Below are 25422 nucleotides of genomic sequence, written 5' to 3'. Positions count from 1 at the left end.
GTGCCCTGCTACGAGTTCTGCGTCGCGGGCGGGCTGGCGTTCGTCCGGCGTTCCACCGATGGGGTGATCCACGAGACGGCGTGGACGACGGCGGCCGAGGCGGAGCGGGTCTGGGGGGCGCTGCTCATAGGTGCAGCCCGGTGAGATATTCGAGCGGTACATGGTTGGACGATCCGCCTTGCACCGGCCGATAATGCGCTGCGGCAAAACGGGCGGGTGATGGAGTCGCAGCTATCCTCCCTGGTCTGCCCTGTTGTCGGTAGGCCGGGTTGAATCGGGGAGCAGGCGCGCCCGGCGCAGTGGCGATGGCTCTGCCTGTGCTCCCATATGGCGGGCCATCGGCCCTTCACCTCCCGGCGCAGTGCGGCAGCTACGGATGTGCACGGTCATCTGCCGGATCGGCTTCCCACCTGCGATCTTCTCGCAGGCGCGCAACATGTCCAGGTTTCCCGGGTTGCGCAGCCGCAGATAGCCCTGCGGCGGGTGCCATGAGCCGAGGTACTCGCGCAGTTCCTGCCCCGACAGGCCCTCGTACTCGCGTACCCGCAGGATCGGATCGCGTACGCCTGCTCCAAGTCCTGGACGTACTCCAGGACACTGGCCCCGTTGCCGGGCCTAGGTCGATGACCGCCATGAGTCGGGAGACGGGCGCGTTCAGTTACACCCACCACCTCGCCGGCTGGTCACGCAGGAACCTGCGCCGGAATTCGTGCGTCTTGAGCCCCTGCCACATCAGTTCGTAATACTCGGCGTACAGGGTCATCACGATCGGTTCCGGCTCAGCTGCTGGGCCGCCGAACAAGGCGTCCTGCATCTTCTCCTCCACGAATCCACCAGCGCGTGAGACACCATCGTGCCCTCCCCGTCCGCCTCCCTTAGGCGGATCAGCCAAACAGCACGGGTGCTCAGTTCCGGGGTGTGGACGAAGACGCCCTGATGCGTGCCTAGGGAGGCGAGCCCGCCGCCGTCAATGGGAAGTCTTCGACCACCTGCCAGACCGTGCCGTCGTAGGCCACCAGTTGGACCGCCGCGACCCGCGCCCTGACCGGCAGCCCCCGCTCGATCGCCGTCTCCGCCTCGTCGAGGGCGGCGCCGTCGCTCTCGTACCCGACCGAGAGGTGCGGCAGCACCGCGCCGTACTTCCCTCCGTACGGCCGGGCCTCGGGCCAGCGCCCGGTCACCGCGTGTGTGAGCCGGACGAACGGCTCGCCGGGCGCCGGCTCCAGATACAGCAGCTCGGGCAACCGCGCACACCTGGCGAACACCACGTCGAAGGCCGCATACCCGGAGAAGAGCTCAGCCAGCGCCTCCCGATCGACCGTGTCGAGCGGCAGGAACGGGTACATCACCGTCACATGCGCCGGTACCCCGTATGCCGCGGAGGGGTCGAGCGCGGCACGCCACCGGCCTACGACCGGCTCGGTCTCCGGGACCGGCACCACCAGCGCCGTGAGTCCGGCCGGATAACGGTCCATCCCCTGAGCGCGACTCATACGAGCTTGGCGAAGCGGGTGGCCACCTCGCGCCAGATCGGCGTCGACACCGGCTCGTCGGCCACCGCCCGCGCGTAGACCTCGTCCGGGTCGAAGCCGTCGACCCGCCACTCGCGGATGCGCGCCGGCAGCACCTCGGGATGGAACTGCACCCCCCACGCCTGCTCCCCGACCCGGAACGCCTGGTACGGGCAGGCGGTGGTCTGCGCCAGCCAGACCGCCCCCGGCGGCAGGGCGGTGACCGCGTCGACGTGGTGCTCGATGGCGGGCACCACCTCGGGCAAGCTGTGGAAGAGCGTGTCGTCGGCGGCTTCGGGCCGCAGCGTCACGGGGAGGCTGCCGTTCTCCGGAGCGCCCGCGTCGGGGGTCACCTCGCCGCCCGCGACCTCGGCCAGCATCTGACCGCCCAGGCAGATGCCGAACAGCGGTACGCCCTCGTCCAGCGCCTGCGCGAACAGGCTCCTGGCCGTGGCCAGCCATGGCGCGCGGTCGTCGTCGCTCGGCAGGAAGCCGCCGCCCAGCATGATCATGGCGTCGTGCGACAGCCTGGCAGGGAGTGGGGCGCCGTCATAGGCGGGTACGACGTCCAGCCGCAGCCCGGCCTCCTCCAGCCAGCCGCCGAGGCGGCCGGGGCCGCCGCTCCTGCTGTTCTGCACGATCAGCACGTCACGCATCGACACCCTCCAGCGTCGCCATCTCGGTCATCCGGTACGTCAAGCGTCGACGTCCACCGGCATTGCCATCTCGGTCACTCAGCACGCGATGCGCCCGGCATCCTCGATTCCGGTCGTCGACGTGCTCACATCAGGCCCGCCGACTGCGCGGTGTGCCGCAGCAGGAGTGCGGTCGTCACCGGGCCGACGCCGCCCGGCACCGGAGTCAGCGCCCCGGCCCGGTCCGCGACCGCAGAGAAGTCCACGTCGCCGGCCAGCCCGCCGTCCTCGGTCGGGTTGGTGCCCACATCGATGACGATCGCGCCGGGCGCCACGTGCTCCGCACCGATCAGCCCGGCCCGGCCCACGGCCGCGACCAGCACCTCGGCCGTGGACGTGACAGCCGGCAGGTCGCGGGTGCGCGAATGGCAGACGGTCACCGTCGCGTTCCGGTCGAGCAGCAGGTGCGCCAGGGGCTTGCCGACCACGGTCGAACGGCCGACGACCACGGCCCGGCGGCCCGCCAGTTCTACTCCGTAGTGGTCGAGGAGGGCCAGCACGGCGGCCGCGGTGGCCGGGGCGAACGCGGGCAGCCCGGCGGCCAGCCGGCCCAGGGACAGCGGGTTGGCGCCGTCCACGTCCTTGGCCGGGTCGATGGCGGCGGCCAGTTCCTGCGCCGACGCGCCCTGGGGGAGTGGGGTCTGCAGCATGACGCCGTGCACATCGGGGTCGGCGCTGAGCCGTTCGAGCGTCTCGCGGATGCCGGTGGCCGTGGCTTCGGGGCCGAGGTCGGCGAGGTCGAAGGCGATGCCCACGCCTGCGGCGGCCTTGGCGATCGAGCGTACGTACCACAGGCTCGCCTCGTCGGCGGTCGCGACGACGACGGCCAGCTTCGGCTGCGGCCCGGCCGCCACCCGCGCCGCCGTCTCCGCTCTGATGGCGGCGGCCAGTTCCTTACCCGTGAGCGTCTTCACCCATAGATCCTCTCGTACGACTCACCGACCACGTGACCATCCCCCGGCACAGCACGGCTCGCCGACCCGTCACGTGGCGGTGAGGCGCTCGCGGACCCTGGCCGTCACCCACTCCGCTCTGGCCACCGTCGCGTTCACGTCGGCCAGCCGGGCCCGGAGCCCATGGAGGGCCTTTTCGTCCTTGATGCCGCCCAAATTGACCTCGACGTTCACCCGCGCGGTCGTCAGCGCGGCGCGCGCCGCCTCGGCCGCCGCCGCCACGTCCGTGACCACATTGGGGTTGCCGATCGGCAGGAGTTGCTCGCAGAGGTCGACCAGTCGCGTGGCCGTCTCGACGACCCTGGCGGGCGGCTCGGCCGCGCCGATGAGGGCCGTGGCGATGGCCGCGCTGCGCTCGGGGCCCTTCGGCAGCCGGTAGGCGTCCGTGACGGCGGTGAAGGCCGCCGCGTCCTCCTCCAGCAGGCGTAGCGCCCGCGCGCGCATCGTGTCGGTCTCGGCGATCAGCGCGACGATGGTCTCGGCGTGGTCGGTGTACTTCTCCCCGGTGGTGTAGCGGGCGACCATGCCGAGCAGCGCGGCGGCCTGTGCCGCGTGCAGGGCCGCCGTGGCGCCCCCTCCCGGCGCGGGCACGTGTGCGGCGAGCTGGGCGAGGAAGTCGGTGATCCTGGAGTCGCGCATGGCGGCATTCTGCCAGGCCACGACCCCGTACCGCTCACTCGCGGTGGATCGGCCGCGTCGCGTCCTCCGGTCCCCGGTACGGCGGGATCACGCCGTACGTGGGCCCGGCCGGAAGGGGGCGCGGTGTCGACCGCCAGCGCGAAGGGAAGGCCGAACCCACCAGCAGCAGCACGCCGATCATCAGCAGCACCCCCGAGTAGGTCAGGGTCAGGAACCCGTTCCAGAGGACCGCGGAGAAAATCCGCTCAGGCATCAGGTGGAGGCCGACGGTGTCCAGAATCGGCAGGAGTCCGAACGCGGTGAACTCCAGCCCGCCCACCAGCGAGGCGACGGGCGACAGCCGCGAGGCGAGCAGCGGCGCGAGCAGGATCCCCGAGACGACGATCGCGCCGACCCCGGCCCAGGAGATGACGAACTGCTGGTAGCTGAGGCTGAACTCACCGACGCCGTAGAAGAGTCCGACGGCGATCAGCGGAGGGAGGAGCAGCCCCGCGACCAGCCCGAGCGCATGACGGGCACCATTTGGCATGATCAACCCCGTTTGTCGGTTTTGCGGGACAACCTACCGCGTGGACTCCCTGACGACGAGATCCGGTTGGAACATGATCTGCTGGTGCGCGTGCGTCCCCGGGTTGTCGCACTCGTCGAGCAGCAGTTCGGTGGCCACCCGGCCGAGCTGGTACGTGGGCTGCCGGACCGAGGTCAGCGACACCGTGGAGGCCGAGGCGAAGTCGATGTCGTCATAGCCGATCAGCGACACGTCCTGAGGCACCCGTACACCCGCCTGGAGCAGGCCGCGCAGCATGCCGAGCGCGAGCAGGTCGTTGGCGCAGAACAGCGCGTCCGGAAGCGTCCCCTCGGCGAGCAGGTTCTCGGCCGCCTGCTGGCCCGCCTTCGCCGTCATCGCGGGCATCGAGACCTCGAGCAGTTCGCGCGGGTCGCGCCCGGCCGCGGCCATCGCCTGCTCGGCGCCGCGCTTGCGGTCCTGGCACTGCCGGATCACGGGGGGCCCGGTGACGTAGCCGAGGCTGCCGGCGCCGCCGTCCAGCAGGTGGGCGACGGCCATCGAGCCGCCGGTCACGTCGTTCACGGCGACCGCGCACTGGTCGGAGCGCTCGGCCGGATGGTCGACGAGCACCACGCAGATGCCGCGTCCCCGCAGCTGGTCGAGCCGGCCGGGGTCCTCGTCCGACGGCGTGATGAGCACCCCGCGCACCCGCTGCTCGGCGAACACCAGCAGGTTGCGCTCCTCCTTCATCCGGCTGCCCGAGGAGTTGCCGAGGATGACGGCGTAGCCGCGCTCGCTCGCCACGTCCTCCACCCCGGCGGCCACGTCGGTGAAGAACGGGTTGCCGATGTCGATCACGGACAGGCCGACCGTGCGACTGTGGCCGGCCCGCAGCGTCGAGGCGGAGCCGTGCCTGACGAAGCCGAGTTCCCTGATGGTCGACTCGACCCGGATCCGGGTGGAGTCGGCCACCTTCTCCGGACGGTTGAGCACGTTGGACACCGTGCCGGGCGACACGCCCGCCCGGGCCGCGACGTCCTTGATGCTCACCGTGGTCACGACCCCTCCTCGATCCGTCTCATGAGATGACCTCGGCAGGCTCGGTCATGGGTGCCCCCGTGGCTCGTAGGTGCGCAGGCTCTCACTTCGTCGTACCAGAGCCCGCATGTCGGCCAGGTCGCCGACCAGGTCGCGCGCCCGCGCCTGGACCAGCGCGTTCCCCAGGGCGGCCGCCTCGACGGGCCCCGCGACGACCGGCAGGCCGGTGGCGTCGGCGGTGAGCTGGCACAGCAACGCGTTGCGCGATCCGCCGCCCACCAGGTGGACGACCTCGACCGGCCGCCCGCTCAACCGGACGGCGTCGGCGACGGCCCGCTGGTAGGCGAGGGCGAGGCTCTGCAGGATGCATCGTACGGCCTGCGCCCGATCCTCCGGCGCCACCTGCCCGGTACGCGCGCAGTAGTCCGCGATCCGGGCGGGCATGTCGCCCGGTGGCAGGAACGACGGATCGTCCGGATCGATGACCGCCTCGGTCCTGGCCTCGGCGGCGGCGGCGAGCAGCGGCTCCAGCGCGGGGTCGCCCCACACGCGCAGGCACTCCTGCAAAATCCACAGGCCCATGACGTTGCGCAGGTAGCGGGTGGTGCCGTCGATGCCGGCCTCGTTGGTGAAATTGGCCAGGCGGCTCTCCTCCGTGAGCACCGGGCCGGGCAGCTCCACGCCGACCAGGGACCAGGTGCCGCAGGAGATGTAGGCGAAGCGGTCGCCGGTGGCGGGCACGCCGACCACGGCCGAGGCGGTGTCGTGCGAGCCGACCCGGGCCAGGGAGGTGGTGTAGCCGATCTCGGCGGCCACGTCGGGCCGCAGCTCCGCGACGCCGCCATCCGAAATTTCGGGAAATATCCGGCTGGGGAGGCCGAGGCGGTCGATCAGGTCCCAGGCCCAGTCCCGCTTGGTGACGTCGTACAGGCCGGTCGTCGAGGCGTTGGTGCGCTCGGCGCCGCGTTTGCCGGTCAGCCAGTAGCCCAGGAGGTCGGGGATCAGCAGCATCGTCTCGGCCCGGTCCAGCCGGTCGCAGGCCAGCTGATTGATCGTGTTGAACCGGAGGAACTGCAGCCCGGTCACCTCGTACGGGTCGACCCGCTCGGTCACCTTCTCGGTGCGCCCGTCGCGGTAGTGCACCGGGTTGCCCATAAGCGCTCCGTCGCGGTCGAGCAGGCCGTAGTCGATGGCCCACGCGTCGATGCCGACCGACTCGGCGGGCCCGGCCCTGCGCAGCCCGTCGAGCACCCCCTGGTAGAGGGAGAGGATGTCCCAGTGCAGCGTCCCGGCCACGCGTACGGGCCGGTTGACGAAACGGTGTTCCTCTACGAGCCGCACGCTGTCGGCCGAGACGTCGGCACTCATGACCCGCCCGCTGGAGGCGCCAAGGTCCACTGCAGTGAATCGCACCCCCCGATTAAAACGTAACAATCACAAAGACGCCAGAAGACGCGTGAAGGCATTGACGCCTGCTGGTCCAGCGCTTAGATTCCGGGTTCGTCGCGATTAAAACGTTTGTTGTCCGGAGGATGCATGAGTGGTGCCCCCACCCTCGCGCTCGCGAACGTCAGCAAGTCGTTCGGAGCCGTCAGAGCGCTGCGCGACGTCTCACTCGAACTGTTCGCCGGCGAAGCGCACGCGCTCGCGGGCGAGAACGGCGCGGGCAAGTCCACCCTGGTCAAGACGCTCGCCGGCGTCCACCGGCCCGACACCGGCCAGGTCCTGCTGAACGGCGAGCCGGTCGTCTTCGCCGGACCGGCCGACGCCCAGCAGGCCGGCGTGGCGGTCATCTACCAGGAGCCCACGCTCTTCCCCGACCTGTCCGTGGCCGAGAACATCTTCATGGGCCGCCAGCCCCGCCGCACCCTGGGCCGCATCGACCGCAAGGAGATGCACGGCCAGGCACGGCGGCTGTTCGAGCGGCTGGGCGTCGCGCTCGATCCCGAGCAGCCCTCGCGCGGCCTGTCCATCGCCGACCAGCAGCTCGTCGAGATCGCCAAGGCCCTGTCCCGCGAGGCCCGCGTCCTGGTGATGGACGAGCCGACGGCCGCGCTGTCCGGCAACGAGGTGGCGCGGCTGTTCTCGGTGGTCGAGGCGCTGCGCGAGCACGGCTGCGCGATCCTGTTCATCTCGCACCGGCTGGACGAGATCTTCTCACTCTGCCAGCGGGTCACGACGCTGCGCGACGGCGCGTGGATCGCCAGCGAGCCGGTCGCCGGGCTCACCCACGACGATCTGGTACGGCGCATGGTGGGCCGCGAACTCGGCACCCTCTACCCCAAGGAGGCGGCCGCTCTCGGCGAGGTCGCCCTCCAGGTGGACCGGCTGACCCGCGAAGGCGTCTTCACCGACGTCTCCTTCGAGGTACGGCGGGGCGAGATCGTCGCGCTGGCCGGGCTGGTGGGCGCCGGGCGCAGCGAGGTGGCCAGGGCGGTGTTCGGGGTGGACCGCTGGGACGCGGGCTCGGTCTCGGTGGACGGCCGGCCGCTGCCCGCCGGGAGTCCCACGGCGGCGATGGGCGCGGGCCTGGCCCTGGTGCCGGAGGATCGCCGCCAGCAGGGGCTGGTCATGGAGCTGTCGATCGAGCGCAACATCGGCCTGACCGGGCTGGGCTCGCTGCGCAGGGGAGTGACGATCTCCCGTACGGCCGAGCGCGACCGGGCCAAGGACTGGGCGGTGCGGCTGCGGCTGAAGTTCGCCCGGCTGAGCGACGGGGTGGGCGTGCTGTCCGGCGGCAACCAGCAGAAGGTCGTGCTGGCCAAGTGGCTGGCCACGAAGCCGTCCGTACTGATCGTGGACGAGCCGACCCGCGGCATCGACGTCGGCACCAAGGCGGAGGTGCACCGGCTGCTGTCGGAGCTGGCCGGGCAGGGCATCGCGGTGCTCATGATCTCCTCCGACCTGCCGGAGGTGCTGGGCATGGCCGACCGCGTGCTGGTCATGCACGAAGGACGGCTGACCGCCGAACTCTCGCGCGCCGACGCGACCGAGGAGAGCGTGATGAACGCCGCCACCGGGAGGGCCGCATGACGACCGCAACCGGGAGGGCCGCATGACGGCCAACATGGGGAGGGCCGCGTGACGACCGCCACCGCGCCACCCGAGCAGACGACGCCCGCGCGCAGCGCCCGCGGCCTCGTCGACCTGGTGTTCCGCGCCCGCGAGCTGAGCCTGGTCATCGCGCTGGCCGCGCTCGTCGGCGTCACGGCCAGCGTCAACGGCAACTTCCTGTCCGGGCAGGGCGTCGAGGACATCCTGCTCAACACCGCCACCCTCGCGCTGCTGGCCGTCGGCCAGTCCATGGTGGTGATCACCCGCAACCTCGACCTGTCCGTCGGCTCGGTGGTGGGGCTGGTCGCCTTCGTGACCGGCGACCAGCTGGCCGGCGGCATGGGCATCCTGCCCGCCGTCCTGCTCGGGGTGGCGATCGGCGCGGCCTGCGGGCTGATCAACGGCCTGCTGGTCAGCTTCTGCCGGGTCCCCGCCCTGGTGGTGACGCTCGGCACCCTCTACGTGATCCAGGGGATCGACCACTACATCGCCCACGGGCGGCAGATCAACGCGGTCAACCTGCCGCCGGGGCTGCTGTCGCTGGGCAACGGCTCGGTACTCGGGGTGCCGTACCTGCCGCTCATCACGCTGGTGATCATGGTGGTGATCGGCTACTACCTGCGGTCCTACCCGAGCGGCCGGGAGTTCTACGCGATCGGCTCCAGCCCCGAGGCCGCCCGGCTGGCCGGCGTGCCCGTCAGGCGGCGGATCCTGCTCGCCTACCTGGTCAGCGGCTGCCTCGCGGGACTGGCGGGGGTGCTCTGGCTGGCCAGGTTCGGCACGGTCATCGCCGACTCCGCGCACGGCTGGGAACTGCTCGTGGTCAGTGCGGTCGTGGTCGGCGGCGTCGCGATCACCGGCGGCGTCGGCAGCGTGTACGGCGCGGCGCTCGGCGCGCTCCTGCTCACCACGATCGGCAGCGCGCTGGTCGTGCTCCGGGTCAACCCGTTCTGGCAGCAGGCCATCACCGGCGCGCTGCTCCTGCTGGCGATCAGCGTCGACCGGGTGCTCGCCCTCAGACTGGCCCGCCTGCTCAGGAACAGGAGCCGTCATGGCTAAGGTCTTGCGCTGGGACGTGCTGGTCGGCGCCCTGCTGATCGCCGTGTTCGCGGCCGGCTCGCTCACCTCGCCCGGCTTCGCGACCGTCGACAACCTGTCGTTCGCGCTCGGGGACCTGGGCGAGATCGCGCTCATCGCGCTGGCCATGACCATGCTGGTGGTGGCCGCCGAGGTGGACCTGTCGGTCGCCTCCGTGCTCGGGCTCTCCAGCGCGCTGGTCGGCTCGCTCTGGGACGGCGGCATGGCCATCGAGGTGATCATCCCGATCGCCGTACTGACCGGGACCGTGTGCGGGCTGGTCAACGGCCTGCTGGTGACCCGGCTCGGGCTGCCCTCGCTGGCCGTCACGATCGGCACGCTCGCCCTCTACCGCGGCCTCGCCTACGTCGTGCTCGGTGATCGGGCGGTCGCCCAGTTCCCGCCGGACTACACCGCGCTCGCCGTCAACGACGTGCCCGGGACGCCCATCCCGTATCCGATAGCGGTGTTCGTCCTGCTCGCCGCCGTCGTGGGCGTGGTCCTGCACGCCACCGGCTTCGGCCGGGCGCTGTACGCGATCGGCGCGCAGGAGCAGGCCGCGTTCTTCGCCGGGATCCGCGTCAAGCGCATCAAACTGCTGCTGTTCGTGATCTCCGGCACCGTCGCCGCCTTCGCCGGCGTCGTCTTCACGCTCAGGTACGGCTCCGCCCGCGCCGACAACGGCGTGGGCATCGAACTCGCCGTCATCGCCGCCGTCCTCCTGGGCGGCGTCGACTTCGACGGCGGCAAGGGCACGCTCGGCGGCGTCATCGCCGGTGTGCTGCTCATCGGGTTGCTGCGCAATCTGCTCATGCTCGGCGACGTCTCGACCGAGATCCAGTCGATCGTCACTGGACTGCTCCTCATCGTCTCGGTGCTCACCCCCCGTCTCGTCTCGCTCGTCAGGCCAGCTCTGAAAGGATCCCCATGACCCCGATGCGCCTGACCGCTGTGACCGCGCTGCTTGCTCTTGGCGTGGCGGCTTGCAGCGGTACGACCAAGTCGAACGTGACCTCCGCGCCCGCGCCGGCGCCCGCCTCCTCTTCCGCCGCCGCCAAGGCCGACCCGAACGCCCCGATCAAGCAGGGACTGAAGATCGCCTTCCTGCCCAAGGCGATCAACAACCCCTACGAGACGATCGTCGACAACGCCGGCATCGAGGCGGCCAAGGAGTATCAGGGCGAGGCCAAGGAGGTCGGCCCGTCCGACGCCTCCGCCTCGTCGCAGATCTCCTACATCAACACGCTCACCCAGCAGGGCCATGACGCGATCCTCATCGCCGCCAACGACGCCAACGCCGTCTGCGGGCCGCTCCAGCAGGCCCGCGCCAAGGGCATCAAGATCGTCGCGTACGACTCGGACGCCGCCCCGGAGTGCCGTGACCTGTTCATCAACCAGGCCAGCTCGGAGGAGGTCGGCCGCAGCCAGGTCAAGCTGCTCGCCGGGATGATCGGCAACAAGGGCGACATCGCCATCCTGTCGGCCACCGCGAACGCCACGAACCAGAACACCTGGATCAAGTTCATGAAGGACGAGCTCGGAAAGCCCGAGTACAAGGACATGAAGCTGGTCAAGGTGGCCTACGGCGACGACGACGACCAGAAGTCGTTCACCCAGACGCAGGGCCTGTTGCAGGCGTACCCGAACCTGAAGGGGATCATCTCCCCGACCACGGTCGGCATCTCGGCCGCGGCCCGGTACATCTCCGGCTCCAAGTACAAGGGCAAGGTCGTGCTCACGGGGCTCGGGACGCCGAACCAGATGCGGCAGTTCGTCAAGGACAAGACCGTGGCGAAGTTCGCGCTGTGGAACCCGAAGGACCTCGGCTACCTGGCCTCCTACGCCGCCGCCGCGCTGGTGTCGGGGCAGATCACCGGGGCCGAGGGGGAGACGTTCAAGGCGGGCAAGCTGGGCGAGCGGACGATCGGCAAGCAGGGCGAGGTCATTCTGGGCCCGCCGTTCACGTTCGAGGCGGCGAACATCGACCAGTTCGACTACTGACGGTTTGATTCCTAGCCGGCCCGGCGCCGTTGTGGGCGCCGGGCCCCCCGGCGCCGCGAGGGTCCGTGCGGGGTGGATATGAGAGGAGGTTGGTTGTGGAGCGGGTGTGTTTTGTGTTGAAGGTCCGGCCTGAGCGGCTCGACGAATACGCCGAGCGGCACCAGGCCGTCTGGCCGGAGATGCTCGAAGCGCTGACGAAGGCCGGGTGGCGCAACTACTCGTTGTTCCTGAGCGACGACGGACTGCTGGTGGGCTACCTGGAGACCGACGACTTCAAGGCGGCTCAGCAGGCGATGGCCGAGACCGGTGTCAACGCGCGCTGGCAGGCGGAGATGGCTCCCTTCTTCGAGGCCGGACGGCCCGACGAGGGTCTGCTCACGCTGGCCGAAGTTTTCCACCTGGCTTGAAATCTTGCTCGAAATCTGGGGAAAAAAGATGATCAAGGATCAGCTGCGGCAGCAGCGCATCGAGACGCCGTCCTGGGCGTACGGCAACTCCGGCACGAGGTTCAAGGTGTTCGCCCAGCAGGGCGTGCCGCGCGACCCGTACGAGAAGCTGGCCGACGCGGCCCAGGTGCACCGCTACACCGGCATCGCGCCGACCGTGGCGCTGCACATCCCGTGGGACAAGGTCGACGACTACGCCGACCTGGCGCGGCACGCGACCGAGCAGGGGGTGACCATCGGGGCCATCAACTCCAACGTCTTCCAGGACGACGACTACAAGCTCGGCAGTGTCACCCACCCCGATCCCGAGGTGCGGCGCAAGGCGCTGCGGCACCTGCTCGACTGCGTCGACATCATGGACGCCACCGGGTCCGACACGCTCAAGCTGTGGTTCTCCGACGGCACCAACTACCCGGGTCAGGACGACATCAGGGCTCGCCAGGACCGGCTGGCCGAAGCGCTCGCCGCGGTCTACGAGCGGCTCGGCGAGGAGCAGCGCTTCCTGCTGGAGTACAAGCTGTTCGAGCCCGCCTTCTACATGACCGACCTGCCCGACTGGGGCACCGCCTACGCGCACTGCCTCAAGCTCGGCGACAAGGCGCAGGTCGTGGTCGACACCGGGCACCACGCGCCCGGCACCAACATCGAGTTCATCGTGGCGTTCCTGCTGCGTGAGGGCAAGCTCGGCGGCTTCGACTTCAACTCGCGCTTCTACGCCGACGACGACCTGATGGTGGGCGCGGCCGACCCGTTCCAGCTGTTCCGCATCATGTTCGAGGTCATCGGCGGCGGTGGCTACACCTCCGAGACCGCCTTCATGCTCGACCAGTGCCACAACATCGAGCCCAAGATTCCCGGCCAGATCCGCTCGGTGATGAACGTCCAGGAGGCCACCGCCAAGGCGCTGCTCGTCGACCGCGACGCGCTGGCCGCCGCTCAGCGGGAAGGCGACGTGCTGGGCGCCAACGCCGTGCTCATGGACGCCTACAACACCGATGTCCGCCCGCTGCTCGGTGAGCTGCGGGAGGAGATGGGGCTCGCGCCCGACCCGATGGCCGCCTACGCCAAGTCCGGATACTTCGAGAAGATCGCCGCCGACCGTGTCGGCGGTAACCAGGCAGGCTGGGGGGCCTGATGTCGAACGCCAAGAACGAACTGCTCGAAAGATCGCACACGCTCGGCTCCGATCCGCGCAACACCAACTTCGCCGGCGGCAACGCCTCCGCCAAGGGCACCGAGAACGACCCGGTCACGGGTCAGGACGTGGAACTGCTCTGGGTGAAGGGCTCCGGCGGCGACCTGGGCACGCTCACCGCCGGCGGCCTGGCCGTCCTGCGCCTGGACCGGTTCAGGGCGCTGACCGGCGTCTACCCGGGCGAGGAGCGCGAGGACGAGATGGTGGCGGCCTTCGACTTCTGCCTGCACGGCAAGGGCGGCGCCGCACCGTCGATCGACACCGCCATGCACGCCCTGGTCGACTCCGCCCACGTCGACCACCTGCACCCCGACTCCGGCATCGCGATCGCCACCGCCGCCGACGGCCCCGAGCTGACCGCGCGCATCTTCGGCGACCGGGTCGTCTGGGTGCCGTGGCGGCGGCCCGGCTTCCAGCTCGGCCTCGACATCTCCGCGATCAAGGCCGCCAACCCGCAGGCCATCGGCTGCATCCTGGGCGGCCACGGCATCACCGCCTGGGGCGAGACGAGCGCCGAGTGCCAGGCGAACTCCCTGGAGATCATCCGTACCGCCGAGCAGTACATCGCCGACCACGGCCGCCCGGACCCGTTCGGCCCCGTCGTCCACGAACCCCTGCCGGAGGAGGCCAGGCACCGGCGCGCGGCCGAGCTCTTCCCCGCGATCCGCGGCCTGGCCAGCACCGACGCCCGCCAGGTCGGTCACTACACCGACTCGCCCGAGGTGCTCGACTTCCTGGCCCGCGCCGAGCACCCCAGGCTCGCCGCGCTCGGCACCTCCTGCCCCGACCACTTCCTGCGCACCAAGGTCGCCCCCCTCGTCGTGGACCTGCCGCCGGACGCGCCGCTCGCGGACGTCCTGACCCGGCTGGGCGAGCTGCACACCCAGTACCGCGCGGAGTACGCCGCCTACTACCGGCGCCACGCGGCCCCCGACTCGCCCCCGATGCGCGGCGCCGACCCGGCGATCGTGCTGGTACCCGGGGTCGGCATGTTCAGCTTCGGCAAGGACAAGCAGACCGCCCGGGTCGCCGGTGAGTTCTACGTCAACGCGATCAACGTGATGCGCGGCGCCGAGGCGCTGTCCAGCTACCAGCCGATCGAGGAGTCGGAGAAGTTCCGCATCGAGTACTGGGAGCTGGAGGAGGCCAAGCTGCGCCGCCTGCCCGCGCCCAAGCGGCTGGCCGGGCGCGTCGCGTTCGTGACCGGCGGCGGCTCCGGCATCGGCGCCGCCACCGCCAGGCGGCTGGCGGCCGAGGGCGCGTGCGTGGTGGTCGCCGACCGCGACCTGGGCGCCGCGGACAAGGTGGCCGCCGAACTCGGCGGTGCCGCCTACCGGCCGCAGGACGTCGCGATCGCCGTGGGCGTGGACGTGACGTCCGAGGAGCAGATCGCCGAGGCGGTACGCCAGGCGGTCCTCGCCTTCGGCGGCGTCGACCTGGTGGTCAACAACGCGGGCCTGTCCCTGTCGCGCTCGCTGCTGGAGACCACGCTCGACGACTGGAACCTGCAGCACGACGTGATGGCCCGCGGCTCGTTCCTGGTCTCCAGGGAGGCCGCGCGGGTCCTGCTGAGCCAGGCCATGGGCGGCGACATCGTCTACATCTCCTCCAAGAACGCCGTCTTCGCCGGGCCGAACAACGTCGCCTACGGCGCGGCCAAGGCCGACCAGGCCCACCAGGTACGCCTGCTCGCGGCCGAGCTGGGCCCGCACGGTATCCGGGTCAACGGGGTCAACCCCGACGGCGTCGTACGCGGCTCGGGGATCTTCGCCTCCGGCTGGGGCGCCAACCGGGCGGCCGTCTACGGGGTGGAGGAGGAGCGCCTGGGCGAGTTCTACGCGCAGCGGACGCTGCTCAAGCAGGAGGTACTGCCGGAGCACGTGGCCGCGGCGGTGTTCGCGCTCACGGGCGGGGAACTGTCGCTGACGACCGGGCTGCACATCCCGGTCGACGCGGGAGTGGCCGCCGCCTTCTTGCGCTGACGCTCGTACGCCGGGAAATGCGCCCCCTCTGCACTGGGGGCGCGTTTCCCGCCGAAGCCCCGACCTGTCACGGCGGCATACCCCGCCCACGACCGAAAGACCGGAAGAGGAGACCAAGAAGACATGACGCTCGAACGGATCCCCGCGCGGCCCACCAAGGTCGGGCTCGTGGCGGGCGGGCTCGGCGCGTACTGGCCGCAGTTCCCCGACCTGCTGCCCCAACTGGAGCGCTCGTCCGCGCGAGTCTCCGAGCGCATGGGCACGCTCGGCTGCGAAGTGGTCGACGTCGGCTTCATCTCCGACGCCCAGCAGGGCGCGGCCGCGGCCGAACGGCTGCGGGAGGCGGGCTGCGACCTGATCGTCGGCTTCCTCACCACCTACATGACCGCCACCATGCTGCTGCCGATCGCCCAGCGCAGCGGTGCGCCGGTGCTGCTGATCAACCTGCAGCCGTCGGAGTCGATGGACCACGAGACGTTCGACACCGGGCAGTGGCTGGCCTACTGCGGCGCGTGCCCGCTGCCGGAGATGGCCAACACGTTCACCAGGGCCGGGATCCCGTTCCGTTCGGTGTCCGGCTATCTGGAGGACGAGCGGGCCTGGGCGCGGATCGAGCGGTGGGTGAAGGCGGCGGGTGTACGGGCCACGCTGCGCGACGGGCGGCACGGGCTGATGGGCCACCTCTACCCGGGCATGCTCGACGTCGCCACCGACCTGACGCTGGTGCCGGTCAATCTGGGCGGGCACGTGGAGGTGCTGGAGTTCGACGACCTGCGGGTACGCGTCGAGAAGGTCACCGACACCCAGGTCAAGGAGCGGATGGAACTCGCGCGGGAGGTGTTCGAGCTGGCCGACACGGTCGTGCCCGAGGACTTCGAGTGGGCGGCCCGCGTCTCGGCCGGGCTGGACCAGCTGGTGGCCGACTTCGAGCTGGACAGCCTCGCCTATTACCACCGCGGGCTCGACGGCGAGATCCACGAACGGCTCGGCGCGGGCATGATCCTCGGCTCGTCCCTGCTCACCGCGCGGGGCGTCCCGGCGGCGGGGGAGTACGAGCTGCGGACCTCGCTGGCCATGCTGATCATGGATCGGCTGGGCGGCGGCGGCTCGTTCACCGAGCTGCAGGCGCTCGACTTCCTGCGCGGTCATGTCGAGATGGGCCACGACGGGCCGGCCCACCTGGCGATCAGCTCGCGTAAGCCGCTGCTGCGCGGCCTGGGCGTCTTCCACGGCAAGCGCGGGTGGGGCGTGTCGGTCGAGTTCGACGTCGCGCACGGGCCGGTGACGGCGTTCGGGCTGCTCCAGCGGCGTGACGGGCGGTTCGGCTTCGCCGTGTCGGAGGGCGAGACCGTGGACGGGCCGCACCTCAAGATCGGCAACACCACGTCGCGCGTCGATTTCGGCCGCGATCCGGGGGAGTGGACGGACGACTGGAGCGCCACCGGCATCTCCCACCACTGGTCCCTCGGCACCGGCCACCGCGCCGCCGAACTGCGCGCCTTGGCCGACCTCATGGGCGTGGAAGTAGTCGAAGTCTGACATTTCGCATTATTTCCTCAGAAATAGCTGTGAACCGGCTCTTTGGGCCTTTGCCGGGCTGGGGGGCCGGGGCATCGTGGGCCGCATGAGATCAGCGATCCTCACGACCGCGCTCTGCGCCCTGCTCGTCACCTTGCCCGGCGCGCCCGCGTCGGCGGCCACGCCGCCCAGCGCGCCCGCGCAGGCGGCCAGGCTGCCCGACACGATCGCGCTCCCCAACGGCTTCCGGCCGGAGGGGATAGCGATCGGCAGCCGGCCCGTGGCCTACCTCGGCTCCCTGGCGAACGGCGACATCTACCGCGCCGACCTGCGCACCGGCCAGGGCGCCGTCGTCAGCAAGGGCCCCGGCACCCCTTCGGTCGGGCTCAAGCTCGACTCGCGCAACCGCCTGTTCGTCTCCGGTGGCACCGCCGGGAACGCCCGGGTGATCGACGTCCGCACCGGAGCGGTGCTCAAGTCGTACTCGCTGGCCACCGGGGCGTCGTTCGTCAATGACGTCGTGCTCACGCGGGACGCGGCCTGGTTCACCGACTCCACCAACCCTGTCCTGTACAAGCTGGCGCTCGGCCGGCACGGTGCACTGCCCGACCAGGCGGTATCGGTGCCGCTCACGGGCGCCATCCAGTACACGACCGGCAACAACGCCAACGGCATAGCCACGACCCCCGACCGCAAGGGCCTGCTCATCGTCCAGTCCAACGTCGGCAAGCTCTTCAAGACCGACCCCGCCACCGGCGTCACCACGGAGGTGAACCTGGGCGGCGAGTCCCTGGTCAACGGCGACGGCCTGCTGCTGGACGGCCGGACACTGTACGTGGTGCAGAACCGGCTCAACACGGTCACCGTCATCCGCCTGACCGCCGACGGCTCGTCCGGCCAGGTCGTGAACCGGCTGACGGACCCCCGCTTCGACGTCCCCAGCACCGTGGCGTCGTTCGGCAACCGCCTCTACCTGCCCAACGCCCGCTTCACCACGACTCCCGCCCCCGACACGACGTACTCGGTGAACGCGATCACGGCCCCACGCAATCACTGACCTGGCCGTGCGCGCTGCGGGTGCACGGTCAGGCCCCTGGCGGACGATGACGCGGTCGCCCGGCGGCGCCGTCACCGGTGAGTGGACGACCAGGTAGGACGCGAGCGCTCCGGTGTCGTCGGCACCGCTCGTGTACGTGGTCGTCCCCTCCCAGCGCGGCCAGCCGTCGAAGCCGGCGATGAGGCTCCAGCCGCCCGCGACCCTGATCTCCTGCGTGGTGGTCACCGGAACCCCGTCGAGCGTCATCGACAGGAGGCGATCGCCGGGCTGGCCCGCCGCCGGGTCCGGCGCATCGCGCCGCACGTCATCCGAGTCCTGGAGAACGGAGCCGTCAGCGGCCGGATGCTTGCGGCGATCGCCTGCCTGGGGGATCATCCGCACCTGCTGCCGTATGTGGAGCTTTACGCCGACGACGACGGCGACGAGGAACTCGTCGAGGCGATGCGCCAGCACGACTCGCAGACGCGCGCCTCCTTCACCCCCAACCCCTGCGAGCTGGCGGAGGCGCTGCGCGAATGCGATCCCGAGGCGCGCGCCGCGCGTGACGCCTTCGCCTCCGACCTGACCGAGGTCCTGCATGTCCGCCTGCCCGAGCTCGACTTCGGCGTGTACGGCGAGATCTGCGAGCCGGGTCTCACCCTGGTGGCGCGCGGCCAGACCCTCTGCTGGCCGGTCGAGTCGCTGTATGAAAAGGCCGGAGGAGACCCGGGCCGCGCCGCTGAAATGGTGGCGACCGACCTCTCCTAGCACGATCACGGCGAAGCCGCAGGCAGCGAGCCGGCTGAAGCTTCTGACTCGATCCACATGTGTCGTGTAAAGATATTGGTCAATGTCCCCTACGTCCTAGTCGAGATGATCGATATGATTCGGCGGGACTTGCCGGTTGATCAGCGCTTAGCGCGCTCTGTCCGTGGTTGCGCTAATTTCAGGGGAATGATCTAGGAGATGGAGGCCGTTCATGACGGAGCACGGCGCAAACGGACCTAGCGGCATCGACGTCACCAGGCCGAGCGTCGCCCGGATGTACGACTACTACTTGGGGGGCAAGGACAACTTCGAGATCGACCGGGAAGCCGTACGCCGAGTCGAGAAGGCTATGCCAGAGGTCCGCCAGCTGGCCCTGGAGAACCGGGCGTTCCTGCGCCGTGCGGTACGCCACATGGCAAGGCAGGGTATTCGGCAGTTCATCGACATCGGGTCCGGCCTGCCCACGGTCGGCAACACGCACGAGATCGCCCAGCAGATCATCCCCGACGCCCGCGTCGTCTACGTCGACAACGACCCCGTCGTGCTGCAACACGGCCGTGCCCTGCTCGCGACCGACCAGAACACCACCGTGGCCGCCGCCGACATGCGGCGCCCCGCCGAGGTCCTCGAACACCCGCATACCGTCAAGCTCCTCGACTTCAGCCAGCCGGTAGGCGTCCTGATGATCGCTATGGTGCACTTCCTGACGATGGATGAGCGGGAGGCGGTCATGACCCAGCTGCGCGACTCCCTGCCGTCCGGCAGCTACCTCACGATGACCCACGTCACCCGCGACGGTCACCTGGCGGATGCGGTGGCCGCGATCGAGGCTGTTTACGCGGCCACGCCGACGCCGATCTACTTCCGCGAGCACGCGGAGGTCGCACGCTTCTTCGAGGGATTCGAGCTGGTGCCTCCCGGCCTGGTCACCATCGACACCTGGCACCCCGACCCAGACGACCTGGCCCCCGAGGCCACGCGATGGCTGTACGGGGGCGTCGGCCGCAAGCCGTAACGCTCGCCCACAGGGGAGCGGCATAAGGGATCCCCCGCCAGACGAGCACATCACCGTGTTTCCGCCCGGGATTATCTGTCCGGACTTCTGGGCTTACGTGAGCGTTCATGGCTCGGTTAGTGTGAGCCGGTGTGATCACGAGGTGTTCTCTCCCCGTTCGTGGCTCGCCGCCGCGCTCATCGGCGCCGTGCTCAGCACGGCCGTCGCTGTCCCGGCAGCCGCAACCAACTCTCCCGCCAAGGTCAGCGATCCCGTACGCCATGTCGATCCGCTGATCGGATCGGCCAACGGCGGCAACACCTACCCCGGCGCCGTCCTGCCGTTCGGGATGATCTCGTGGAGCCCGACCAACACGGCGGGCGACCAGACCAACGCCGCAGGCGCCAACGGCTACTCCTACAACACCCCCCGCGTGAGAGGCTTCGCGCTCACCCACGTCAACGGCGCGGGGTGCCATCCGGGGGCCGCGGGCGACATCCCGATCATGCCGTTCGCCGGCCCGATCACGTCCTCACCGACCGCGGACACGACAAACGCGATCTACGCGAGCACCTTCAGCCACGACAACGAGAGCGCACGGCCCGGCCGGTACACGGTCACGCTGGACTCCGGCGTCAAGACCGACCTCGCGGTCACCACCCGCGCGGGCATGGGCGAGTTCACCTTCCCCAAAGGCTCACCCGCCAGCCTGCTGTTCCGCGTGTCCAACTCACTCAACGGCAGCGAGAACGCCGAGATCACGATCGACCCCGCCACTCGTACGGTCACGGGCTCGGTGCTGACCGGCGCCTTCTGCGGCCGCCGGGCCAACGGCGGCGTCAACAACCGCAAGAGCTACTACCGGCTGCACTTCGCGGCCTCCTTCGACCGCGCCTTCTCCGCCACCGGCACCTGGGTGAACGGCGACCTGCGCCCCGGCACCACGACGGCCGCCGGCGGAGAGGGCTACGCCACCGGCGCCGACCGCGCCGGCCGCGGCTCCGGCGGGTACGTCACCTTCGGCGACGCCGATGTCCGCATGAAGGTCGGTATCTCCTACACCAGCCTCGCGGCGGCCAGGCGGAACCTGGCCCAGGAGATCTCGGCACGGGACGACGTCACGTCCGTGGCCGCCAGAGCCACCCGCGTCTGGAACGAGCGGCTCCGCTCCATCGAGGTGTCCGGCGGCTCGGCGGATCTGCTGACCACCTTCTACACGGCGATGTACCACTCCTACCTGCAGCCCAACGTCACCAGCGACGTCGCGGGCACCTACCTCGGCAGCGACCAGAAGGTCCACGAACTCGCCAGCGGACAGCGCGTCCAGTACGGCAACTTCTCCGGCTGGGACCAGTACCGCGCGCACACCCAACTCCTGGCGCTGCTCGAACCACAGGTCGCCGGCGACTACGCCCAATCCCTGTACAACCTGGCGCAGCAGAACGGCGGCGTCTGGGACCGCTGGGTACACATCAACGGCCCCACCCACGTGATGACCGGCGACCCGTCGGCCCCGGCGCTCGCCGGCTTCTACGCGCTCGGCGTACGCAACTTCAACGCACGCGCGGCCTTCGACTCCCTGCTCCAGCAGGCCACCGTGCCGCATCCGTCCGGCCTGTCGGACAAGGGCTGTCCCGGACAATGCGAGGGCCAGCGCCCCAACCTCGCCGAATACCTGCGGCTCGGCTACGCCCCCCAGGACACCTGCCACTGCTGGGGCGGCGCGGCGGAGACACTCGAGGACGCGACCGCCGACTTCGCGCTCGCGGACTGGGCGCGACGGCTCGGCCGCGACCGCGAACGCGACCTGCTGATGCCCCGGGCCGGCTGGTGGCGCAACACGTTCAACCCGTCGGCCGGCCAGGAGGGCGGCTACCAGCAGGCACGCAAGGCCGACGGCACCTGGCTGTGGCCGTTCTCGGCCACCTCCGACGCCGGATTCGCCCAAGGCACCAGCGCCACCTACACCTGGATGGTCCAGCACGACATCGCCGGCCTGGCCGCCGCGATGGGCGGCAAGGAGCAGGCGGCCAAGCGGCTCGACACCTTCTTCCACCGCGCCGACGGCACGTGGGCCACCGGCGGCGACGGCTTCCGCTACGACCCGACCAACGAGCCCGGCATCCACGTACCCTGGCTCTACAACGCGCTGGCCCAGCCGTGGAAGACTCAGCAGACGGTACGCGCGATGGCCTCCCTCGTGTACAAGACCGGCCCCGGCGGCCTGCCCGGTAACGACGACCTCGGCACCATGTCCGCCTGGTACGTCTTCGCCGCACTCGGCATGTACCCCCAGACGCCGAGCCGGGCCGAGATGCTGCTGTCCAGCCCCATGTTCCCCAAGATGTGGATCAAGCGCGGCAACGGCACGACGATCACGGTCAGCGCCCCGCAGGCCGCCCCCGAGGCCGTCTACGTCCAGGACATGAAGGTCAACGGCAAGACCCACACCCGCTCCTGGCTCCCCGAGTCCCTGCTGAACAAGGGCGGCGACATCGTGGTGAACGTCGGCGCCACCCCCAACACCTCGTGGGCGACCGGATCCGGCGACCTCCCCATCGACCACGTCCCCACCGCCGGCACCCCCATCCCGAACCTGCCCGCCGCGTGCCAGCCGTCCGGCTCCGCCTGCGCGCAGAAACTCCAGTACGACGTGGACGGCGTGGCCACCACGGACGCCAAGGCCCAGGGCAACCTGGACGGCAAGGGCTGGAGCTTCCCCGCCGAGCAACTGCCCGAGCCGGGCCTGCGCACGGTGTCGGGCGGCCCCTACCTGATTCCGGAGACCAAGGGCACGGCAGGCAACTTCCACAGCCTGCGCGGCCAGCGCACCTACCTCACGCCCGGCCGCTACCAGGCCCTCGACCTGCTGGTCACGGCCGTGAACGGCGACCAGCAGACCGAGCTCACGATCACCTACGCGGACGGCACGACCTCCACGGCCCCGCTCAAGGTGACCGACTGGGCCGGCGCCGCACCCCATTTCGGCGAGGAGGCGGCACTCACGGCCGACACTCGCTACAACGTCAACAACACCGCCGACGGCCGCAAGGTGACCATCTGGCGGGTGTCGGTAGCCGCCGACGCGACCCGCGAGGCGCTCTCGTTCACCAGCCCCGCGGCGCCGAACGTCAAGATCTTCGCACTCACGACCCGCGCGTGACCAGGCCGGCGTGGGGCGCCTGCCGCGCCGGGTTCGTTTGATCACCTGCTGCGGCGGCGGGGCTAACGCCGGTCGAGGCCGTCGAGCATGAGGGGGAGGAAGCGCTTCGGGATGACTTCCGGGTGGCAGGCGAACACATTGAGCAACTCCATGAGGTCGTCCGTGCCGACATTTGGCCGCAGCGCGCCGTCCGCCTGCGCCAGCCGTACCAGCTCGTCGAGCCGACGCACCAGCGTCTGCCTCGCCTGCGGAGCGGTGGTCCCGGCCAGCGCGGCCGCGATGGCGCCGCGGCCCTTCTCCACGCTGTAGACGACGAAGGCGCGAATGGCCGACCACGCGTCAGGCTCGGCCGCCAGGGCGCGGTCGAGGGCGTCCACGAGCTCGTGAACATACTGCTCCGCCAGGGCCGCGAGCAGCACACCGCGGTCGGGGAAGCGGCGGTAGAGCGTACCGACGCCGACCCCGGCCCGGCGGGCGATCAGCTCCATCGGCGCGTCCGCGCCGCGCTCGGCCACGGCGTCGCGGGCCGCCTCCAGGATCCTGTCCCGGTTGCGGCGGGCATCGGCGCGCATTGAACTCCCGTTGAAGTGGACGACAGGCTTCCGCTTAGTATACAACCGGAAGCTGACATTCCACTTAGGAGGTTGCGATGATCGTGGTGACGGGTGCGACGGGCACGATCGGGCGCGCGCTGGTCGAGGAACTCGGCGGTGCGGTGCGAGCCGTGGTACGGCGCGCGGAACAGGGCGAGGAACTGGGATGCGAGTACGTGGTCGGCGACCTGGAGCGGCCGGAGAGCATCCCGATCGAGCCGGGTGACAGGCTCCTTCTTAACAGCGCGCTGTGGCCCGGTTTCGTGGGAGCGCACAAGGCGGTCATCGATCACGCGGCGGCCGCGGGCGTGGCGCAGGTGGTGACCGTGTCCGTGCGCGGCGTGACGTCGAGCAGCCTGCTCGGGTTCGGCATGCACGGGCAGGTCGACGAGCATCTGAAGGCGTCGGGGGTGCCGTGGTCGATCCTGGCGCCCGTCGGCTTCATGCAGAATCTCGCGGGCGACGTCGACGAGGAGGGGCGGATCTTCGGCTCGTACGGCGGGGGCAGGGTCGGCTACATCGACGCGCGGGACATCGCGGCGGTGGCGGCCGCGTTGCTCACGCGTCCCGTCGGCGCCGACGCCACGTACGAGCTCACCGGCCCGGTGGCGCCTACGCACGACGAGATCGCCGCCGAGCTCACCCGAGCACTCGGCCGGACCGTACGTTACGTGGACCAGTCGGTCGAGGACGCCGCCGTTCACCTGGAGAAGCGCGGCATGCCCGCCCAAGCGGCCCGTGACCTGGCCGAACTCATGGCCCAGATCGGGGACGGGCGCTGGGCGAGCACGACCACGACCGTGGCCGACATCCTGGGCCGCGAACCGCGATCGCTGCGGGAGTTCCTTGGGTAGAGGTGCGCAGCAGCCTCTTCGGGGGCGAGCGGCGGGCGGGTTCAGGTGAGCCTGGGAAGGGCTAGCCAGGCCGGGTGATTCTTTTCGGACCTGACCGTAACCATATCTTCGGGGTAGGTCAAGCGTAGCCGCGGGCCGCCGACCAAGGTGTCGATCGTCCAAAGACTTGACGTAACTTGCACGAAAGATCACACTAGCGAGCGTAAACGGGCGATTCGCGGGACGATGCACCCTCTTCTGTGGTGAAAGACTCGATGGTTTCATCGTTCGGCTCGCGGGGGCCACGAACTTTACGGTCCTAGCCTTTATTCAGACATGCCGCCTGCGTTGCTCCGGCATGCCTCGTTGTTGCCGTAGCCCACCAAGGAGGTCACATGCGACTGGTCAAAAGCGTCACCATCTCCTTATCTGCACTCATCCTTGCCCTGACGCCCATCGCCCCCGCGTCAGCCGACCAACCCGCCCCCGCGTTCGAGCCTGTGCCGCCTGCGCCCGGCCAGGTCTCGCCGGAGACCGAGGAAGCGGCCAACGAGATCAACGCGCTGGCCGAGGCGTCACCCGAGAAGTACACCGGCGTTCGAGTCACCGGACCCGACGCGGTGACAGTGGTCCTCCCCTCAGGGCCCGACTTCGAGCAGCGTTCCCTTATCGTGAAAGGCACCCCGAAGCGGGTCGCCGGAACCCGGCCCGTGTCCATCAAGGTCGAGGAAGGCGGCCGCAGTCTGGCGGACGCCCAGCGCACCAAGGCCGAGATCGGTGAGCTCATCAGAGCGGGCACGTACAAGGACAAGGCCATCGGCGTGGGCATCGACCCCGCGCGCGGGATCGCGGTGGCTTACACCACCAGCGATTCGGACGCCGCCAGGATCGACCTCAAGCAGCGCTTCGGGGACTCGGTGGTGTTCCGGCTGGCGGATCATATGAAGGTCACCGAGCGCGACCGGTCACGGGACTCGGCGCCGCACTACGCCGGAGCCGGGTATCGCCGATGGAACGCGCAGCACACTGGCGAGGCGCGCCGCTGCTCGACGTCGTTCCCCGTCGTGAAGGACGGCATCCGCTACATGCTGACGGCCGGGCACTGCATGCCGGGCGGGACCAGCTATCCCCGTGCCTGGGCCGCCACCTTCACCACGGCCACCCCGCCCTCGACCAGCTACTACTTCGGCGCCATGGTGACCACGACCGTCGGCGGGGAGCCGGGCGCCATAGCGGACGGCACACAGGACCTCTACGGAGACTTCTCCCTGCTGCACGGATCCACCTACGTCAACGCCGTCTACAACTGCGCGAACCTTTCGGGGGGGTATCACTCTAGGTGTGGAAATGATCACCGAACGTAGACGGAAGTCTGTAAAGATCATTCACCATCTCGGGGGAAAACACGATCATGTCCA

General features: G+C 70.1%; 23 protein-coding genes. 14 read left to right on the top strand and 9 right to left on the bottom strand.

Going from position 1 to position 25422, the window contains the following annotated elements; all coding sequences use genetic code 11:
- Positions 1 to 658: 658 nt before the first annotated feature.
- The 8 genes from AB0L53_RS58420 to AB0L53_RS58385 form a co-directional block, all read right to left on the bottom strand.
- Positions 659 to 814, bottom strand: a complete 156-nt coding sequence (locus AB0L53_RS58420; protein ID WP_364015485.1) for a hypothetical protein — start codon at positions 812 to 814, stop codon at positions 659 to 661.
- A 130-nt stretch (positions 815 to 944) separates the two neighbouring features.
- Entirely contained in the window at positions 945 to 1475 is a 531-nt protein-coding gene (locus AB0L53_RS58415; RefSeq protein WP_364015483.1) for a 2'-5' RNA ligase family protein, read from the bottom strand.
- Between the two features lie 14 nt (positions 1476 to 1489).
- The gene (locus AB0L53_RS58410; protein ID WP_364015481.1) at positions 1490 to 2167 is read right to left on the bottom strand and encodes a type 1 glutamine amidotransferase; all 678 of its coding nucleotides are present in this window, start codon (positions 2165 to 2167) and stop codon (positions 1490 to 1492) included.
- A 125-nt stretch (positions 2168 to 2292) separates the two neighbouring features.
- Positions 2293 to 3120 (bottom strand): bifunctional 5,10-methylenetetrahydrofolate dehydrogenase/5,10-methenyltetrahydrofolate cyclohydrolase, encoded by an 828-nt coding sequence (locus AB0L53_RS58405; protein ID WP_364015478.1) that lies wholly within the window; start codon positions 3118 to 3120, stop codon positions 2293 to 2295.
- 69 nt (positions 3121 to 3189) lie between these two features.
- Entirely contained in the window at positions 3190 to 3798 is a 609-nt protein-coding gene (locus tag AB0L53_RS58400; protein WP_364015475.1) for a cyclodeaminase/cyclohydrolase family protein, read from the bottom strand.
- 34 nt (positions 3799 to 3832) lie between these two features.
- Positions 3833 to 4327 (bottom strand): hypothetical protein, encoded by a 495-nt coding sequence (locus tag AB0L53_RS58395; RefSeq protein WP_364015472.1) that lies wholly within the window; start codon positions 4325 to 4327, stop codon positions 3833 to 3835.
- Between the two features lie 33 nt (positions 4328 to 4360).
- Positions 4361 to 5365 (bottom strand): LacI family DNA-binding transcriptional regulator, encoded by a 1005-nt coding sequence (locus tag AB0L53_RS58390; RefSeq protein WP_358435245.1) that lies wholly within the window; start codon positions 5363 to 5365, stop codon positions 4361 to 4363.
- Between the two features lie 45 nt (positions 5366 to 5410).
- On the bottom strand, positions 5411 to 6757 hold the full coding sequence (locus tag AB0L53_RS58385; protein WP_364015469.1) for a rhamnulokinase family protein: 1347 nt from the start codon (positions 6755 to 6757) through the stop codon (positions 5411 to 5413).
- A gap of 123 nt (positions 6758 to 6880) precedes the next feature.
- Between AB0L53_RS58385 and AB0L53_RS58380 the strand changes: the two genes are divergently transcribed.
- From AB0L53_RS58380 to AB0L53_RS58325, 12 genes are all read left to right on the top strand, one after another.
- On the top strand, positions 6881 to 8377 hold the full coding sequence (locus AB0L53_RS58380) for a sugar ABC transporter ATP-binding protein (RefSeq protein ID WP_364015466.1): 1497 nt from the start codon (positions 6881 to 6883) through the stop codon (positions 8375 to 8377).
- Between the two features lie 48 nt (positions 8378 to 8425).
- A complete protein-coding gene (locus AB0L53_RS58375; protein WP_364015463.1) occupies positions 8426 to 9457 on the top strand; it encodes an ABC transporter permease in 1032 nt (343 codons plus the stop codon).
- Positions 9450 to 10406 (top strand): ABC transporter permease, encoded by a 957-nt coding sequence (locus AB0L53_RS58370; RefSeq protein WP_364015460.1) that lies wholly within the window; start codon positions 9450 to 9452, stop codon positions 10404 to 10406. The genes AB0L53_RS58375 and AB0L53_RS58370 overlap by 8 nt, the downstream gene beginning before the upstream one ends.
- Entirely contained in the window at positions 10403 to 11476 is a 1074-nt protein-coding gene (rhaS, locus tag AB0L53_RS58365) for a rhamnose ABC transporter substrate-binding protein (RefSeq protein ID WP_358546190.1), read from the top strand. Before AB0L53_RS58370 ends, rhaS begins: the two co-directional genes overlap by 4 nt.
- 95 nt (positions 11477 to 11571) lie before the next feature.
- Entirely contained in the window at positions 11572 to 11883 is a 312-nt protein-coding gene (locus tag AB0L53_RS58360) for an L-rhamnose mutarotase (protein ID WP_225297987.1), read from the top strand.
- A 28-nt stretch (positions 11884 to 11911) separates the two neighbouring features.
- Positions 11912 to 13057, top strand: coding sequence for an L-rhamnose isomerase (rhaI, locus tag AB0L53_RS58355; protein ID WP_364015455.1), 1146 nt, complete (start codon positions 11912 to 11914; stop codon positions 13055 to 13057).
- Positions 13057 to 15099: a bifunctional aldolase/short-chain dehydrogenase gene (locus tag AB0L53_RS58350; protein WP_364015452.1), complete on the top strand. Its 2043-nt coding sequence runs from the start codon at positions 13057 to 13059 to the stop codon at positions 15097 to 15099. Before rhaI ends, AB0L53_RS58350 begins: the two co-directional genes overlap by 1 nt.
- A 123-nt stretch (positions 15100 to 15222) precedes the next feature.
- Positions 15223 to 16638, top strand: a complete 1416-nt coding sequence (locus AB0L53_RS58345; RefSeq protein WP_225297993.1) for an L-fucose/L-arabinose isomerase family protein — start codon at positions 15223 to 15225, stop codon at positions 16636 to 16638.
- Positions 16639 to 16723: 85 nt separating this feature from the next.
- Entirely contained in the window at positions 16724 to 17674 is a 951-nt protein-coding gene (locus AB0L53_RS58340; protein WP_364015448.1) for a superoxide dismutase, read from the top strand.
- 81 nt (positions 17675 to 17755) lie between these two features.
- Complete coding sequence (locus AB0L53_RS58335) at positions 17756 to 18421, top strand: hypothetical protein (protein WP_364015445.1); 666 nt, start codon at positions 17756 to 17758, stop codon at positions 18419 to 18421.
- A gap of 211 nt (positions 18422 to 18632) precedes the next feature.
- Complete coding sequence (locus AB0L53_RS58330) at positions 18633 to 19436, top strand: SAM-dependent methyltransferase (protein WP_364015442.1); 804 nt, start codon at positions 18633 to 18635, stop codon at positions 19434 to 19436.
- Positions 19437 to 19578: 142 nt separating this feature from the next.
- A complete protein-coding gene (locus AB0L53_RS58325) occupies positions 19579 to 22578 on the top strand; it encodes a GH92 family glycosyl hydrolase (protein ID WP_364015439.1) in 3000 nt (999 codons plus the stop codon).
- Positions 22579 to 22640: 62 nt separating this feature from the next.
- Here the strand turns inward: AB0L53_RS58325 and AB0L53_RS58320 are convergent, their stop codons facing one another.
- Positions 22641 to 23150: a helix-turn-helix domain-containing protein gene (locus AB0L53_RS58320; RefSeq protein WP_364015436.1), complete on the bottom strand. Its 510-nt coding sequence runs from the start codon at positions 23148 to 23150 to the stop codon at positions 22641 to 22643.
- Between the two features lie 77 nt (positions 23151 to 23227).
- Here AB0L53_RS58320 and AB0L53_RS58315 point away from each other — a divergent pair, with 77 nt between their 5' ends.
- Together AB0L53_RS58315 and AB0L53_RS58310 are read left to right on the top strand one after the other, a co-directional pair.
- Positions 23228 to 24025: an NAD(P)H-binding protein gene (locus tag AB0L53_RS58315; RefSeq protein ID WP_364015433.1), complete on the top strand. Its 798-nt coding sequence runs from the start codon at positions 23228 to 23230 to the stop codon at positions 24023 to 24025.
- 374 nt (positions 24026 to 24399) lie between these two features.
- Positions 24400 to 25368: a hypothetical protein gene (locus AB0L53_RS58310; protein ID WP_364015430.1), complete on the top strand. Its 969-nt coding sequence runs from the start codon at positions 24400 to 24402 to the stop codon at positions 25366 to 25368.
- Positions 25369 to 25422 lie beyond the last annotated feature (54 nt).

The organism is Nonomuraea sp. NPDC052129 (genome assembly GCF_040680095.1).
Taxonomy (GTDB): Bacteria; Actinomycetota; Actinomycetes; order Streptosporangiales; family Streptosporangiaceae; genus Nonomuraea.
This window is presented reverse-complemented; position numbering and strand designations above follow the sequence as displayed.

Excerpts from the sequence above, each read along its gene's own strand:
- rhaI (WP_364015455.1), top strand. The coding sequence starts at position 11,912 with ATGATCAAGGATCAGCTGCGGCAGCAGCGCATCGAGACGCCGTCCTGG.
- AB0L53_RS58330 (WP_364015442.1), top strand. The coding sequence starts at position 18,633 with ATGACGGAGCACGGCGCAAACGGACCTAGCGGCATCGACGTCACCAGG.
- AB0L53_RS58320 (WP_364015436.1), bottom strand. The coding sequence starts at position 23,150 with ATGCGCGCCGATGCCCGCCGCAACCGGGACAGGATCCTGGAGGCGGCC.
- AB0L53_RS58400 (WP_364015475.1), bottom strand. The coding sequence starts at position 3,798 with ATGCGCGACTCCAGGATCACCGACTTCCTCGCCCAGCTCGCCGCACAC.
- AB0L53_RS58420 (WP_364015485.1), bottom strand. The coding sequence starts at position 814 with ATGCAGGACGCCTTGTTCGGCGGCCCAGCAGCTGAGCCGGAACCGATC.
- AB0L53_RS58345 (WP_225297993.1), top strand. The coding sequence starts at position 15,223 with ATGACGCTCGAACGGATCCCCGCGCGGCCCACCAAGGTCGGGCTCGTG.
- AB0L53_RS58410 (WP_364015481.1), bottom strand. The coding sequence starts at position 2,167 with ATGCGTGACGTGCTGATCGTGCAGAACAGCAGGAGCGGCGGCCCCGGC.
- AB0L53_RS58310 (WP_364015430.1), top strand. The coding sequence starts at position 24,400 with ATGCGACTGGTCAAAAGCGTCACCATCTCCTTATCTGCACTCATCCTT.
- AB0L53_RS58380 (WP_364015466.1), top strand. The coding sequence starts at position 6,881 with ATGAGTGGTGCCCCCACCCTCGCGCTCGCGAACGTCAGCAAGTCGTTC.
- AB0L53_RS58370 (WP_364015460.1), top strand. The coding sequence starts at position 9,450 with ATGGCTAAGGTCTTGCGCTGGGACGTGCTGGTCGGCGCCCTGCTGATC.
- rhaS (WP_358546190.1), top strand. The coding sequence starts at position 10,403 with ATGACCCCGATGCGCCTGACCGCTGTGACCGCGCTGCTTGCTCTTGGC.
- AB0L53_RS58415 (WP_364015483.1), bottom strand. The coding sequence starts at position 1,475 with ATGGACCGTTATCCGGCCGGACTCACGGCGCTGGTGGTGCCGGTCCCG.
- AB0L53_RS58340 (WP_364015448.1), top strand. The coding sequence starts at position 16,724 with ATGAGATCAGCGATCCTCACGACCGCGCTCTGCGCCCTGCTCGTCACC.
- AB0L53_RS58350 (WP_364015452.1), top strand. The coding sequence starts at position 13,057 with ATGTCGAACGCCAAGAACGAACTGCTCGAAAGATCGCACACGCTCGGC.
- AB0L53_RS58315 (WP_364015433.1), top strand. The coding sequence starts at position 23,228 with ATGATCGTGGTGACGGGTGCGACGGGCACGATCGGGCGCGCGCTGGTC.
- AB0L53_RS58395 (WP_364015472.1), bottom strand. The coding sequence starts at position 4,327 with ATGCCAAATGGTGCCCGTCATGCGCTCGGGCTGGTCGCGGGGCTGCTC.